The following is a 13989-nucleotide window of genomic DNA, read 5'->3' as shown; positions in this document are numbered from 1 at the left end:
GATATCCAATCAGCGGGCGATACGGGCGGCAACCTTGACGGCGTCAAGGCTGGGGCCGACGTCGTGGACGCGGACAGCCCAAGCGCCTTGGGCAGCACTCAGAGCGGTGATGGCGGCGGTGGCGGAGTCGCGCTCCAACGGCGCTGCCGACTTGCCGGCCACTGTGAGGAGCGAGCCAAGGAAGCGCTTGCGTGAAGCGGCCACCATCACCTTGTGTCCCAGGACGAACAACTGGTCCAGGTTCTTCAGGAGTTCCCAGTTCTGGTTCTCGTTCTTGGAGAACCCGATACCGGGATCGACGATGATCTGCTCCGGGGCAACACCGGCGGCATACAGCTTGTCGCGGACGCCGCTGAGTTCAGCCACCACGTCCTCGGTGACGTTGTTGTAGTCCGTCAGACTGTCCATGGTCAGGGCGTCGCCCCGGCGGTGCGTCAGTATGTACGGGACCTTGGTGCGGGCCACGAGCTCGGGCATATCGGGCTCGATGGTCAGGCCGGAGACATCGTTGATGATGGCAGCTCCGGCCTCAACAGCGGCGGCCGCCGTGGAGGTGTGCATGGTGTCGATGCTGACCAGCGCACCGGCCTTCACCAGGGCCTGGATCACCGGCAGCACGCGGCGCTGTTCTTCCTCGGGGGAAACAGGTTCCGCGCCCGAACGGGTGGACTCGCCGCCGACATCGATGATGTCAGCGCCGGCGTAGAACATCCGCAGGCCCAGCGCAATGGCTGTGTCCGGTGTGCGGTGCGTGCCGCCGTCGCTGAAGGAATCCGGGGTGACGTTGAGGATTCCCATGACGAGCGTGCGGTCCGTGGGCAGGTCCTCGAACCTGGCCGCGGGCCGCGGCTTGCGGAGAACCGGCAGCGGGCTTGTGGCCGGGCCGGTTCCGGGTGCTGCAGCGAGGGAGTCCATAAATGCTTACCTTCCGATGATGAGGCTCATGGCCTCGGCGCGGGTGGCCGGGTCATGGAGTTGACCGCGCACCGCGCTGGTGACGGTCTTCGCGCCGGGCTTGCGGATGCCGCGCATGGACATACACATGTGTTCGCATTCGACGACGACAATCGCCCCGCGCGGGTTGAGGTGCTTCACCAGGGCCTCCACGATCTGCGTGGTGAGGCGCTCCTGCACCTGCGGCCGACGGGCGTAGATATCCACCAGCCGTGCCAGCTTGCTGAGGCCGGTCACCTTGCCGTCATGTGACGGAATGTAACCGACATGCGCTACTCCGTGGAACGGCACCAGGTGGTGTTCGCACGTGGAGTAGAAGGGAATGTCCTTCACCAGGACAAGCTCTTCGTGGTCGAGGTCGAAGGTGGTGGACAGGACGTCCGCGGGGTGCTGGTGCAGGCCCGCGAACACCTCGGCATAGGCTTTGGCCACGCGCTTTGGCGTGTCCTGCAGCCCGCCACGGTCAGGGTCTTCACCAATTGCCAGCAGGATCTCGCGGACAGCCGCTTCAATGCGCGGACGGTCCACCTTGGAGTGGGCTTTGGAGCCCGTGGCGGAACCGTGGGCGGCGGCGAGGTCGTCGTCGTCGAAATGAGTCACAGCAGAAAGCTTAGCCGTGATGCGGGTGGTCGTTGCCGCCGTCGGGCTGCGGCGCCTGGAAGGAGTCCTGGCTACTGACGCCCTGTGCGTGCGGAGCTACGGTGTCCAACGGTTCGTCCAGGCGAGCCTTCTTGGCCTCCTCCTGGGCTTCCCGCTCGGCCTTTTCTGCACGGCTTTCCACCGGCGGAATGGACTGGACCGGACGGGATTCCTTGGACAACCAGATCTCGCGGAAATCGCGCTTCCGGATGTCGTGGAAGATCTCGGCGATCTCAGCCTGATTCAGGGTTTCCCGTTCCAGGAGTTCCAGTGCCAGGCGGTCCAGGACGTCCCGGTTTTCGGTAAGGATGGCGTAGGCCTCGTCGTGTGCCTGGTCGATCAGGCGACGAACTTCCTCGTCCACGACGTACGCGATCTGGTCCGAGAAGTTGCGCTCCTGTGCGGCATCGCGGCCGAGGAACGGCTCGCCGCCACCCTGGCCCAGCTTCACGGCACCGACGCGTTCGCTCATGCCGTACTGCGTCACCATCTTGCGGGCAGTGGAGGTGGCCTTCTCGATGTCGTTGGAGGCACCGGTGGAGGGGTCGTGGAACACGATCTCCTCTGCGACGCGGCCGCCCATGGCGTAGGCCATCTGATCGAGCAGCTCGTTGCGGGTGACCGAGTACTTGTCATCCTCGGGGATCACCATGGTGTAGCCGAGTGCACGGCCGCGGGGAAGGATGGTGATCTTGGTGACCGGGGCGGAATTCCGCAGTGCTGCCGCCACCAAGGCGTGGCCGCCTTCGTGGTAGGCGGTGATCTTGCGCTCGAGTTCCTTCATGACGCGGCTGCGCTTCTGCGGGCCGGCCATGACGCGGTCGATTGCCTCGTCCAACGCACGATCATCAATGAGGTTCGCATTTGAACGGGCGGTCAGCAGCGCGGCCTCGTTCAAGACGTTGGCCAGGTCGGCACCTGTGTAGCCGGGGGTCTTCTTGGCAACAGCCCTGAGGTCGATGCCGGGAGCCATGGGCTTGCCCTTGGCGTGGACATTGAGGATCTGTTCGCGACCGATCATGTCCGGAGCTTCCACGGTGATCTGGCGGTCAAAACGGCCCGGGCGCAACAGTGCGGGGTCCAGGACGTCGGGACGGTTCGTCGCCGCGATGAGAATGACGTTGGTTTTGACGTCGAAGCCATCCATCTCCACAAGGAGCTGGTTCAGGGTTTGCTCACGCTCGTCGTTTCCGCCGCCGATGCCGGCACCGCGGTGACGGCCGACGGCGTCGATCTCATCCACGAAGATGATTGCCGGGGAACTGGCCTTGGCCTGCTCGAAGAGGTCGCGGACGCGGGAGGCACCCACACCGACGAACATCTCCACGAAGTCCGAGCCGGAGATGGAGAAGAACGGAACACCGGCTTCGCCTGCGACAGCACGGGCGAGCAGGGTCTTACCGGTACCCGGAGGGCCGTAGAGCAGCACACCCTTGGGGATCTTGGCGCCGACCGCCTGGAACTTCGCCGGTTCCTGGAGGAATTCCTTGATTTCCTGGAGCTCTTCCACGGCCTCGTCAGCACCGGCGACGTCGGAGAACGTCACCTGGGGCATGTCCTTGTTGACCAGCTTGGCTTTGGACTTGCCGAACTGCATGACCTTGGAGCCGCCGCCCTGCATGCGGGACAGCAGGAACCAGAACAGGACACCGAGCAACAGCACCGGGATAAGGAGCGAGAACAGGCCGGAGAACCAGTTGTTCTCGACGGGCTGGTCAGTAAAGCCCTTGTCCGGGTTGGCGTTGGTAACAGCCTTCACGACATCCGGACCACGATCCGTGACGTAGAAGAACTGGACGTTCTTGCCCTTGTCCTGTCCATCTAGGTTCAGGTTGTCCTTCAGCACCAAGTCGACGCGGTTCTCGGCGTCGAAGATCTTGGCCTGCTCGACCTTGCCGCTTTGCGACAGCAGATCCAGGCCTTCCTTGGTGTCAATGCGTGTGGAACCGCCCGGAGCCAGTGTTGCGAATGCCACCAGGAGCAAGCCAACGACGACAACAATCCAGATGCCCGGGCCCTTGAAGAAACTCTTAGCTTTCATCTGATCGGGGTTTTGCCCCGTCCCTCCTGGTAGTGCTGCAAGGCGCAACTTCTGCGCGCGAGTGGTGCTGCTTCGGTTTCAAGCTATACACCGTTCCCAGTAATTCACGCACTGGAAAGTCCAAAAGTTCCCTCTGGGCGTACACAGGATACTCGCGGTGGGCTCGAGTGGACAGGGTTTGTTGCTGGTTCGTTCAGGCCGCAGCGACGGGGAGGACCAGCAAGTAGCCGGTCGGGAGTCCGCTGCTCCAGCGTCGGGGCTCCCGGACCACGAACTGCGTGGCCAGCTGCTCCGGACTGAGCAGGCTGTTGGGCTCGGGCGATGGCCCCCACTGCCCGCTGCCGTATGGGTACAGCGGATCCATGACGTGAATCCCCGTTACCTTGAAGTCCGGGAACTGGGCGGGATCGCCCATCGATTCGAATCCGCTCATGACCCACGCGTGGCGGCCGCTCCACATGACCAGGCCAACCGGTCGCCCGGTACCCGCCATGGCGCGCGCAGCCGTTTGCAGGGCGCCGCCATAATCCGCGACGCTCACCACCGTGTACGGCCCCATGCCTGATTCGGTCAGCACCTGCGCCCAACCGAACGGGTTGGCACCGTTGAACGAATCGGATGATCTGGCCCTTGCCATCTCCCACAGATGACCCTGCTGCGCAGAGTCGGTCCAGGAAGCCCCGCCGGTGTCGTCAATGAGGTTGTGGGCCATCTGGACGCTCGCCGCAACGCACCAATCGAAGGTGTACTGCGGAACGAAGTCACCCGCCTGGTACAGGTTGAACGCGAACGGCTGGGGAATCGCCGGAGGCGCCGCCGGGACGGGAGGCGCAGCTGGGATTGGAGCCACAGCAGGAGCGGGAGGTTGGGTATTCGTAGACGGGGCCGCGGCGGTTTCGCTCGCAGTCGGCAAGGCGGAAGAGGTCGCGACCGGCTGGCCGGTATCGGTCCCGGGGAGGTCGACGGCGGGAGTGCAGGCCGTGAGGAGCGTCGCCATGACGGCAAGCCACGTCAGAAGACGGGCAGAAGCACCGGTCATGGTTCAGTTTAGCCCCGGCAAGCGGAGAGGCGGCAGGTCCGGCCAAGCCAAAGATCAACCGCCCAGGCCATTCGCACCCTTTAAGCAGCACCGCCGCGCCCCTTCCGCCAAAGGCACCAGGTTGCAGGTGCGGTCGGCGGAAAGTGGCGCGGCGAAGCGGGAACCGGGTACTTACTCGTAAACGTGCGGGGCCAGGGTGCCCACGAAGTCGAGGTTGCGGTACTTCTCGGCGTAGTCCAGGCCGTAGCCGACAACGAACTCGTTGGGAATGTCGTAGCCGACGTACTTGACGTCGATTTCCACCTTGGCGGCGGTCGGCTTCCGGAAAGCGGTGCAGATCTCGACGCTGGCGGTACCGCGGGATTCGAGGTTCGACTTCAGCCAGGAAAGAGTGAGGCCGGAATCGATGATGTCCTCAACAATGAGCACGTCTTTGCCCATGAGGTCGGTGTCGAGGTCCTTGAGGATCCGGACGACGCCGGAGGACTGGGTGCCGGAGCCATAGGACGAGACAGCCATCCAGTCCATGCTGACGTGGCTGTGCAGTGCGCGGGCAAGGTCAGCCATGACCATGACCGCACCCTTGAGGACCCCGACAATGAGGATGTCGCGGCCTTCGTAGTCCTTGTCGATCTGCGCTGCGAGTTCCGCGATACGCGTTTGGATCTGCTCTTTGGTGTAAAGAACGTGCTTGAGATCTGCCTGGACGTCGTTTGAATCCACCAATGGCTCCTGTTTTGATGCTCGGGTGCGGCTACTGCTGGGACGGTTTCTGATGCCGGAATACTAGCTTCCCACAGCGCGCGGCTTCGCGGGGACCGGCGTTGGCCGAATCACCGGTCGCATCCGCCGGCGGAGCGCCCGCGGAAACGGTCCTTTCCTGCGCCAGATCGCTGAGGGACAGACGTGAAACGCTGACGTGGCCGGGAAGCTGCACGGGCCCGGCCGACCCCTGCCTGCGCAGCAGGGCTTCCGCGGCTTGAAGCCGACCGTACCCGGGTTGTTGACCCCCGACGTCGGCTGCAGCCTTGGCGATGACCCGGAACCTTAACGCCGGTGCAAGTCCGCGGACGGTGTCCTCCGGCAGCCAGACGCCCCCATCCTCACGATGGACGAGTGAGAGATAGGTCTCGTTGGCCAAATCCTCGAGGAAGTCCGCATCCTGCTGAAGGATCGCCGCAGTCCGGGCCAGGGATTCAGCCACCCCGGGCCCAAGCTTTTCTTCGAGGACCGGCATGACTTCCACGCGTGCCCTGGAGCGGGCGAAGGCGGGATCGGCGTTGCTCGGATCGTGCCAGGGGTCCAGTTCCTCGATGTCGCAGATCTCCACTGTTTCCTGGCGGCGGAGACCGAGGAATGGGCGGAGAAGCCGGCCGCGGGCTGGGCGCATGCCCGCCAGGGAGCGTGTCCCGGAACCCCGGGCCAGGCCCAGGAGCACCTGTTCAGCCTGGTCATCCAAGGTATGGCCGAGCAGGATCGCATCACACCCCAGGTCATCGGCGGCGGATTCAAGGGCCGCGTGCCGGGCGTCCCGCGCTGCGGCCTCGGGGCCATACCCGGTTGCTGCGACGTCCACTGTCCGCACTTCCACGGGAGAAAGCCCCAGCTCGCGCAAAACAGATGCGGTCCTGGCAGCTACTTCCGCCGATCCGTCCTGCAGTTGATGGTCAACCACGACGGCGGCAACGGACACCGGATGCCCATCCACGTGGCCGCGCCTGCCGAAATAGGCTGCAATGGCTGCGAGCGCCAGGGAATCCGGACCTCCGCTGCAGGCCACGAGCACCCGCGCGGGGTACCCGGCAGCGGCGAGGGCGTTCTGCAACTGTTTCCGTGCTTTGCCGACGACTGGCGCCAGTCGTCCGGGCCGGCGTCGTCCTTTGCCTGCTGAACCCACACCGGAACCTGAACCAGCACCGGAACCGGCCGGAAGGCTCAAAGGCCCATCCGCTCTAGCCACAGCCGGGAGTTATGGATTTCTTCTTCGGTGGGCAGGTACTCGGCGGATTCCCAGACCTTGTTGAAGCCTTCCATCCCGGCCACGGCAACAACTTCGCGGACGAATTTGGCGCCGTCGGTGTACTGGCGCATCTTGGCATCCAGGCCGAGGAGGTTGCGGATGAACTTCTCCACAACGCCCCGGTCCTTGCCGCGGTCGTTGAAGCGCTGGCGGATGGTCTTCACGGAGGGGACGATGCTGGAATCGACGGCATCCATCACGACGTTGGCGTGGCCTTCGAGGAGGCTCATGACAGCGGTGATGTGGGAGAGGGACGCTTTTTCTTCGGGATTCTGCAGGAGGTCCAGAATGGCGCCACGGCCCGGTGTCTTCTCTGTGGGGTTGCGGTCCCGGAGGGACTTGGCCACTGCGCCGGCCCGTTCAACGAGGGAGTCCATGTTGCCCAGGAGGTTGCCGCTGAGTTTCTCGATTTCGTCGAGCATGTGGTGCCTGAGCCAGGGTGCGGCCGCGAACTGGACGCGGTGCGTTTGCTCGTGGAGGCACACCCAGAGGCGGAAGTCGTCCGGGTGGACGTTGAGTTCGCGTTCCACGGAGATGATGTTCGGCGCCACAAGCAGGAGGCGGCCGCCCGGGGGCACAGTGGAATCGGGTGCCAGGGCAGCGAAGGGATCATACTGGCCGAGCACTTTGCTGGAGAGGAAGGCCAGTACGGCGCCGAGCTGGGTTCCGGTGATGGCCCCGCTGGTTGCAGCTGCCGCCGGTGTCATGGCAACCCCGCTGCGGCTTTCCAGCATCTTCTTCAGCGCAGGCTGGAGCATCACCGAAAAACTCTGGGTATTGGCCTTGGACCACGAGGCCCGGTCCACCACCAGGACATGGGAATCGCGCAGGTCCCGCGCGGCGTCCAGGCCTGTGATGTCGTGCACGTGGGGCACGGAGATATCCGCATTGAAGCGCAGGTTCTCTACCGCCTTGCCGATTTCCCCGGCGCTGAGCTCAGGGCCGGAGGGGGCAAGCCGGGCAGCCGTAGCGGCGGCCAGATCCCAATTGATCAGGGACTGGGCCCCTGCTGACGATTCGCGGGCAGATGACACCATACGGTCCATCACACCACACGTGGCTGACAGTGAACCCTTAAGTTCGCTGGACGCGGAGCTTTCAGCCCCGGCAGCCGCAGGAGGCCAGTACGGACGCGGATCGGTCCATGGCCACTTTGTTGCCGGCCGCACCGGGGTCCAGCCCGTTGCCGATGAAGGAGAACACCAGGAGCCGTCCGTCCGCGTCCACCACATAACCGCTCAGGGCGATGACGGTGTTGAGGGTTCCGGTCTTGGCGCGGACCAGTCCCGCTCCCCCGGCGGTGCTGGCGTCGCCGTACCTGTCGTTGAGGGTGCCGGTGAGTCCCGCAACGGGAAAACCGTCCAGGGCTGAACGAAGCGCAGGATCCGGACCACTGGTGATGGCCCGGACGACCTCGGCGAACTGCCGGGCACTGACCTGGTTCTCCAACGCCAGTCCCGAAACGTCGGCCAGCTGCATTGAGTCCGTGGCGATGCCCAACTCCCCCAGCCTTTGCCGCACGGCTGCAGTGGCGGCGTCGTACGTGGTTTCCTTGCCGCTGGCGGCAGCGGTCATCCGCCCCAGGGCCTCGGCCAGGAAGTTATCGGAGGTCTCCAGCATCAGGTCCACTTGCTCGCTGACCGTGGCGGATTCAGCGGTGGCCAGGACTTTGGTGGGGAGGCCTTTGGCGCGTTCGACGCCGGGACTCACCACGACGCCGGCCGCCGCCAACTGCTCCGCGAAAGCCTGGGCGGTGGTCATGGCAGAGTCCTGGGGCCTGGGACCTGTTTGAACGCCGGGTGAATAGCGTCCTGAGTTCAGCGCGAGGGAATACAAGGGAGCAGTTTCGCCGGCCGCCACGTCGTCGAGGCTCCAGGCCGGGTTCAGGGCCGGTCCGGTGAAGAGGGAGTCGTCCACCTTCACCGTGATGGGGCCCTGCACACCCGCTGCGGCCAGGGCTGCCGCAGTGTCCGCGGCCAGGGAAGCCAGGCCGGCACGTCCAAGAATGGCGGAAGGGTCGGAAGCGGACGCACCCAGCAGCACGTCCCCGCCGCCGGTCAGGACCACTGTGGAGGGATTGTCGGATCCGAGAACCTTGGTGGTGAACCGCGCGTCGGGCCCGAGTGCCTTCAGGGCGGCCACGGCGGTCAACAATTTCATGTTGGACGCCGGGATCCTGTTGGCGTTGGCGTCGCGGTCGAACAGGACCTTCCCCGTGATGGCGTCGATGACCATGCCGCTGATGTTGCCCGCGCCATCTGGTTTCAGGGTCCCGTCCAGGAGCCGGGACACTTCGGACGGCAGGGGGACGGGCGCTTTGTCATCCAGGGGCAGCAGCGCGCTGGAGCCGGACAGTTGCGTGGGTTGCTGCTGCCACGCGGGGATCGACGGCGAAGGCCGGGGAACACTGAACAACCCGGGCGCCATTCCGGACACCACGACGGCGCCGACACAGAGCAGGACAACTGCCAACAGCACCGGCCACATCAAGCGCCCCCACACCGTGGGCACCCTCTTCCGGGAACCCCCGTTTTTAACGCCCATCATGGAAGTTGCTTGGTCCTGTCAGTCCTGAAATGTCACCGCCGGTTCAAGAAACCCGGGCCTCTCGCTATATCCTCAATAGTAGTCGGCGGCACCGGCTGTACTTTTGCCTGCCGCCAGCCCCGGGCTAAGCAGCCTGCCTGAGGCACCGTCACCCGTGGCGGCCGCTTCGGCGGAGCAACGCCCCACCCTCACCCGTCAAGGAGCATTCCATGAAGCACGACGTGACCATCGAGATCCCCAAGGGATCGCGCGTCAAGTACGAAGTTGACCACGAAACCGGCCGTGTCCGCCTGGACCGCGTCCTGTTCACCTCCATGCAGTACCCCACGCACTACGGTTTCTTCGAGAACACTCTGGGCGAAGACGGCGACCCGCTGGACGCACTGGTGCTCCTGCAGGACTTCGACCTCCACCCGGGCGTCATCGTTGAATCCCGCCCCATCGGCGTCTTCAACATGACCGACGACGGCGGCGGAGATGCCAAGGTCCTTTGCGTTCCCGTTGACGCACGCTTCGACCACATCCAGGAAGTCAGCGACGTCAGCGAATTCCTGATCAAGGAAATCGAGCACTTCTTCACCCGTTACAAGGACCTGGAGCCCGGCAAGTGGGTCAAGGCCGAGGGTTGGGGCGACCGCGCCGCCGCCGAAGCCGAGCTGGAAGCCTCCATCAAGCGCTACGTTCCGGCCGCAGGCCACTAACGCAGACCACGACGGCGGTTGGCGGGGTTCCCTGGAACCCCACCAACCGCCGTCGTGCTTTTAAAGCAACGCGGGGTCACTTATGGCCCATTCGGGAGTCGAACATGGGCCATAAGTGACCCCGCGTTGCTTTGATGGGCATGACTACCCATCGCGGGAGCTTGGCCGGCCCCCTAGGCTGGGACGAGACTTTTCGATGCTTGCACACAGGGGGTTCCATATGGCTGGGTTTTACGGCGCCGATATCGCGCAACTTCGCAGTCTGGCGGGTGTGATGGGCAAAGCCGCCGACGCCATCAGCCTGCAAAACACACAGCTGTCCAACGCGATTAATTCCACGACAGCCTGGCAAGGCCGCGACGCCACGGTCTTCAAGGGTGACTGGAACAGCCAGCACCGGCAGAGCCTGGTCAAGGCCGCCAACATGCTCCGGGAAAACGCGAGCCAGCTGAAGAAGCACGCCAACCAGCAGGAATTCGCCAGCCACAATGATGGCTCGGGCACGTCGGTGGGCGTCCTCAAGGATGTCTACGACACCGCCATGGGCGCCAAAGGTGTGGCTGCTCCGCTGTGGACGGCCTTCAAGTACCTCCTTCCGGTCAAGCCGGACGCCGCCGGAAACGTCATCCCCCGGCACCTGCGGTACGGGCAGACCAAAGAGATCCTGACCAACTGGCGCGCCGGTGGCAGCGTGCTGCGGGACGGCATCACCGCGCTGCGCAACGGCGAAAAGGTCACGGACGTCATCACCGACCTCAAAGCCAACATCCCGTACAGCACGGCATTCCAGGAGGCGAGCAAGTTCTCCAAGGGGCTCCGGATCGCCGGGGCTGTCGCTGCACCACTGAACATCGTGGGCGGCATCAGCGACATGATCAGCCCCCAGCACGACGGTTGGCGCGGAACCGGCGACAGGGTTGCCGGCGGGCTGTCCGTGGTGGGCGGCGTGGGCAGCATCATGCTCATGACGGCCGGCGGCGCGGCCCTTCTGGGTCCCATCGGTGCGCCGATCGTCATTGGTGCCGGGCTGGTTGCCGGAGCGTGGGCGCTGGGCAACCTGGTGGCTGACAATTGGGATTCCATCTCCAACTTTGCCCGCAACCCCGGCAGTTACATTGCCGACGGCGCCAAGGAAGTGGGCAATTTCGCCAAGGATGTAGGCAGTAAGGTGGCAGACGGAGTCAGTAATGCCGCCAAGTCGGTCGGAAACTTTGTCGGAGGGATATTCGGATGACAACGAGCACCATGAATTGGACCGAACGGGATGTCCAGGCCGCAGCCAAGGTCCTGGCATCAGCCAGCGCCATCGGAGCGCCCCTGCCCACGCTGACCGATGAGGAAGTCGTGGCACTGGACGGCGTCCAGCACGAGCAACTGGTGGCATTGCCGTGGCTTTCAGCCCAGGACGCCAACAAGGACATCATGTGCGCCGTGGCCTTGCGCGGGCTGCTCGCCAAGGAACTCGTCTACCCGGTGATCTTTGAAGGCGAAACGGAACCCTCCCGTTTGCACGCCACGGAGGAAATCACCGGCGCCCTGACCCTTCGCCGCAGCGGCAGCAACGTTGTTTCCGTTGAACGGACCGTCTCCACCGGCAAGCGCTGGCTGTACGGCTACGTCCACGACGAGGGCGTCCTGCTGGAGGAAGTGGACGAAGGCGGCCTTCACGGCTTCACCGTTGTCACCCGGGATCAACTGGTACCGCGCCTCGCCGAATTCGTGGATCCCGAGCACGCGGCCGCCCGCGACTCGGATCCTGCGGTGTACACGGAAGCCCAGTTCGAAGCCCATGCCGCCACGGCCCTGGCCGATACGCAGGCCGCAAGCAACGTTGTTGCGTTCAACTCCGACACCAATGAATTTCCTACCGTCACCGTTTACACCGGCCCGTCCGGCGTCCACGTCCTGACGCCTCGCGTGGAGGGCTCGCAGGAGCCCGGCCTTCCGGAGCAGGGCGAGGGCGTTTCCTTCGAACTGAAGGAAACGTCGGCCCCGTCCCTGGCCCGCGTCCTGGGCGGACTTGCCGGGCTGGCCTGATCTCCCGCAACCAAGCCGCAACCCGCCGTCGAACCGAAAGCCCCTCATGAGCGCTACGAAGCCCACAACCGCAACCGGCATGGTGGACCCCCTCACCGGACGTGCCGTACGCCGCCACCCCGACACGGGCGCGTACTTCGTCAAGGCATCCGGAGCAGCCCACTTTTGGGGCCGCGTGCTGGATGCGGTCGTGTTCCTGGTGGGCTACGTCATCCTGGCAGCCATCGCCGCAGTGGTCCGTGAGTCCATGATGAACAACGGATCGACGCTCGGGTTCAATGACGGCTTCTGGCTGACCCTGTACGTCGTACTGTGGTTCGTGGGTCTGTTCATCTACGGCATGATCTGGGGAACTGTGGGCAGCGTCGGTGACGCCGCTGCAGGCATGCGCTCGGTGCGGATCAAGAACGGCACGACGGCGGGTGCCTGGTTGGGCGGATGGCGCGCCATCTGCTGGTCGTTCTTCCCGTTCTTCGTGGTGATGGTTATCGCTGCTGCACTGAGCGGCGGCGGAGATGACACCTGGGATCCCAAGTTTGCTGCCATGGACCGGCGCTCCGGCATCGCCAAAGGCCAGCAGCCGGTCCCGGATCCCAAAGCCGTTGCCGCGGAGCAAGCGACCTCGGCACAACAGCAAAACCTGCCCAACCTCTATGGCCAGCGCCCGGATGCGCGGCCGTAACTGGCTGGAACGACGTGTTGAGCGCCGGCTTGGACCCGGGCTGGGGCGACTCCGGTATGTCGCTTCTTCGCGGCGCATCTACTGGAAGGCGCTGATTCCCTGCCTGCTGGTTGGCTTCCTCTTTGGAACCATCGCCGAGTTCGTCAGCCCGCTCCGCTCCACCCGGGAGGCCGGACATTTCGGTGATCCCCTGCTCTTCATTGCCGCCAGCGCCCTCACCGGTTTGGTGCTGTGGTCCATGACCCTGCTGGGCAGTTTCCGGAAACTCCTGGTCTTTGACGGGGGAATCGTGGCCAAGTACTCGCAAAAGAGCACCCTGCTGGTGTTTCCTTGGAACGCGATCGCGCCCGGGACGCTCAAGGCCGTGACTACCGCCGACAACACTGATCCGGACAGGCGCCTGGTGGCAAGGAACAAAGTCTCGCTGGGTGCGGGCGGCAGGAACGCAGTAGTGTTCCAGGCCCGCGATACGTTCTGGGTCTTCGCCGCGAACGAGGATCCGGCCCCGCTGGTGAAGGCCATACAAGGAACCATGAGGGACTCCGGCACACCCGGCGCCGGCCGTCCAGCGGCAGGTGCGCTGCCCGCCGTCGTACTGACTGGACCCACCGCCTTGGACTGAGCCGCCTGACGTTCGCGGAGCCCGTCACGAAGCAAGTAACAGGGGAATTGTGCCCTTGCAGAGCTGCTACCAGCCGGTAGCATGTGATCCACTATGTTCACTCTCACCATCAACCAGCGCGACAGCCGCCGCGACGGCGATCTTGTGCCGCAGTTGCTCAAGGACCTGCGGCACATTCCTGCCCGCCTGGATTTCGACCGCTCGGTTGAGGATGAGGTACAGGGCATCGTGGAATCCAGCCACCAGGCCGTAGAGACCGCCTTGATCGCGCTCCGGACCGGCCAGTGGTATGTGGGAATTGGTGTTGGCCCCATCAATGAGCCGCTGCCCAACCTGGTGAAAGACGCCTCAGGCCACGGGCTGGTATATGCCAGGCGGGCCGTGGACAGGCTGCGGTCCAGCAAGGAGCGGATACCCGTCGCGGTGGACGGCCCTCTGGCCGCCCTGGCTTCCGAAGCAGAAGCCGTACTGCGGCTTCTTGGCCATATTGTTCAACACCGCAGCGCTGCGGAGTGGCGGGTGCTGGACCTGCTGACGCCCGGAGTCCGGGGCCAGCAAAAAGCCGTTGCCCAGGAACTGGGTATCACTACGCAGGCTGTGAGCAAGGCACTGGCCCGCGCGCAATGGGCCGAAGAGCACGCAGCACGCCCGGCTGCTGCGCGGCTGCTGCAAATGATCCTCGAAGTGCGCTGACACCCGGAAAGGGG

Annotated in this window: 14 protein-coding genes; 6 read left to right on the top strand and 8 right to left on the bottom strand. The window is 64.6% G+C overall.

All coding sequences use genetic code 11. The features are described 5' to 3' along the window. Window positions 1-9 precede the first annotated feature (9 nt). From folP to dacB, 8 genes are all read right to left on the bottom strand, one after another. Window positions 10-915 carry a dihydropteroate synthase gene (folP, locus tag ACNAOU_RS00715; RefSeq protein WP_018778341.1) on the bottom strand — a complete coding sequence of 302 codons (906 nt, stop codon included), beginning with the start codon at window positions 913-915 and terminating at the stop codon, window positions 10-12. Between the two features lie 6 nt (window positions 916-921). After that, a complete protein-coding gene (gene folE, locus ACNAOU_RS00710) occupies window positions 922-1554 on the bottom strand; it encodes a GTP cyclohydrolase I FolE (RefSeq protein ID WP_018778342.1) in 633 nt (210 codons plus the stop codon). 10 nt (window positions 1555-1564) lie between these two features. Then, window positions 1565-3634, bottom strand: coding sequence for an ATP-dependent zinc metalloprotease FtsH (ftsH, locus tag ACNAOU_RS00705; RefSeq protein WP_018778343.1), 2070 nt, complete (start codon window positions 3632-3634; stop codon window positions 1565-1567). Window positions 3635-3827: 193 nt separating this feature from the next. Then, entirely contained in the window at window positions 3828-4673 is an 846-nt protein-coding gene (locus tag ACNAOU_RS00700) for a hypothetical protein (RefSeq protein ID WP_422757805.1), read from the bottom strand. Window positions 4674-4844: 171 nt separating this feature from the next. Then, on the bottom strand, window positions 4845-5396 hold the full coding sequence (gene hpt / locus ACNAOU_RS00695; protein ID WP_011772910.1) for a hypoxanthine phosphoribosyltransferase: 552 nt from the start codon (window positions 5394-5396) through the stop codon (window positions 4845-4847). A 31-nt stretch (window positions 5397-5427) separates the two neighbouring features. Next, the gene (gene tilS, locus ACNAOU_RS00690) at window positions 5428-6498 is read right to left on the bottom strand and encodes a tRNA lysidine(34) synthetase TilS (RefSeq protein ID WP_422758708.1); all 1071 of its coding nucleotides are present in this window, start codon (window positions 6496-6498) and stop codon (window positions 5428-5430) included. Window positions 6499-6608: 110 nt separating this feature from the next. Then, complete coding sequence (locus ACNAOU_RS00685) at window positions 6609-7730, bottom strand: zinc-dependent metalloprotease (protein WP_018778346.1); 1122 nt, start codon at window positions 7728-7730, stop codon at window positions 6609-6611. A gap of 61 nt (window positions 7731-7791) precedes the next feature. Next, window positions 7792-9237: a D-alanyl-D-alanine carboxypeptidase/D-alanyl-D-alanine endopeptidase gene (gene dacB, locus ACNAOU_RS00680; RefSeq protein ID WP_422758707.1), complete on the bottom strand. Its 1446-nt coding sequence runs from the start codon at window positions 9235-9237 to the stop codon at window positions 7792-7794. Between the two features lie 212 nt (window positions 9238-9449). Between dacB and ACNAOU_RS00675 the strand changes: the two genes are divergently transcribed. The 6 genes from ACNAOU_RS00675 (at window position 9450) to ACNAOU_RS00650 (ending at window position 13975) form a co-directional block, all read left to right on the top strand. Continuing rightward, a complete protein-coding gene (locus tag ACNAOU_RS00675) occupies window positions 9450-9941 on the top strand; it encodes an inorganic diphosphatase (protein WP_039239147.1) in 492 nt (163 codons plus the stop codon). Window positions 9942-10161: 220 nt separating this feature from the next. Next, the gene (locus ACNAOU_RS00670; RefSeq protein WP_110504882.1) at window positions 10162-11175 is read left to right on the top strand and encodes a hypothetical protein; all 1014 of its coding nucleotides are present in this window, start codon (window positions 10162-10164) and stop codon (window positions 11173-11175) included. Beyond that, the gene (locus ACNAOU_RS00665; protein WP_018778350.1) at window positions 11172-11978 is read left to right on the top strand and encodes a hypothetical protein; all 807 of its coding nucleotides are present in this window, start codon (window positions 11172-11174) and stop codon (window positions 11976-11978) included. The genes ACNAOU_RS00670 and ACNAOU_RS00665 overlap by 4 nt, the downstream gene beginning before the upstream one ends. 46 nt (window positions 11979-12024) lie before the next feature. Then, complete coding sequence (locus tag ACNAOU_RS00660) at window positions 12025-12660, top strand: hypothetical protein (RefSeq protein ID WP_422757803.1); 636 nt, start codon at window positions 12025-12027, stop codon at window positions 12658-12660. Beyond that, a complete protein-coding gene (locus ACNAOU_RS00655; protein WP_422757802.1) occupies window positions 12632-13282 on the top strand; it encodes a hypothetical protein in 651 nt (216 codons plus the stop codon). The genes ACNAOU_RS00660 and ACNAOU_RS00655 overlap by 29 nt, the downstream gene beginning before the upstream one ends. A 93-nt stretch (window positions 13283-13375) precedes the next feature. Continuing rightward, entirely contained in the window at window positions 13376-13975 is a 600-nt protein-coding gene (locus ACNAOU_RS00650; protein WP_018778353.1) for a hypothetical protein, read from the top strand. Window positions 13976-13989 lie beyond the last annotated feature (14 nt).

Origin of the sequence: Paenarthrobacter sp. C1, from assembly GCF_049315185.1 — a bacterium.
Classification (GTDB): Bacteria; Actinomycetota; Actinomycetes; order Actinomycetales; family Micrococcaceae; genus Arthrobacter; species Arthrobacter nicotinovorans.
This window is presented reverse-complemented; position numbering and strand designations above follow the sequence as displayed.

Coding starts and splice junctions, on each gene's coding strand:
- folP (WP_018778341.1), bottom strand. CDS start 915: ATGGACTCCCTCGCTGCAGCACCCGGAACCGGCCCGGCCACAAGCCCG.
- ACNAOU_RS00685 (WP_018778346.1), bottom strand. CDS start 7,730: ATGGTGTCATCTGCCCGCGAATCGTCAGCAGGGGCCCAGTCCCTGATC.
- ACNAOU_RS00650 (WP_018778353.1), top strand. CDS start 13,376: ATGTTCACTCTCACCATCAACCAGCGCGACAGCCGCCGCGACGGCGAT.
- ACNAOU_RS00665 (WP_018778350.1), top strand. CDS start 11,172: ATGACAACGAGCACCATGAATTGGACCGAACGGGATGTCCAGGCCGCA.
- ACNAOU_RS00660 (WP_422757803.1), top strand. CDS start 12,025: ATGAGCGCTACGAAGCCCACAACCGCAACCGGCATGGTGGACCCCCTC.
- ftsH (WP_018778343.1), bottom strand. CDS start 3,634: ATGAAAGCTAAGAGTTTCTTCAAGGGCCCGGGCATCTGGATTGTTGTC.
- ACNAOU_RS00670 (WP_110504882.1), top strand. CDS start 10,162: ATGGCTGGGTTTTACGGCGCCGATATCGCGCAACTTCGCAGTCTGGCG.
- dacB (WP_422758707.1), bottom strand. CDS start 9,237: ATGGGCGTTAAAAACGGGGGTTCCCGGAAGAGGGTGCCCACGGTGTGG.
- ACNAOU_RS00675 (WP_039239147.1), top strand. CDS start 9,450: ATGAAGCACGACGTGACCATCGAGATCCCCAAGGGATCGCGCGTCAAG.
- ACNAOU_RS00700 (WP_422757805.1), bottom strand. CDS start 4,673: ATGACCGGTGCTTCTGCCCGTCTTCTGACGTGGCTTGCCGTCATGGCG.
- ACNAOU_RS00655 (WP_422757802.1), top strand. CDS start 12,632: ATGGCCAGCGCCCGGATGCGCGGCCGTAACTGGCTGGAACGACGTGTT.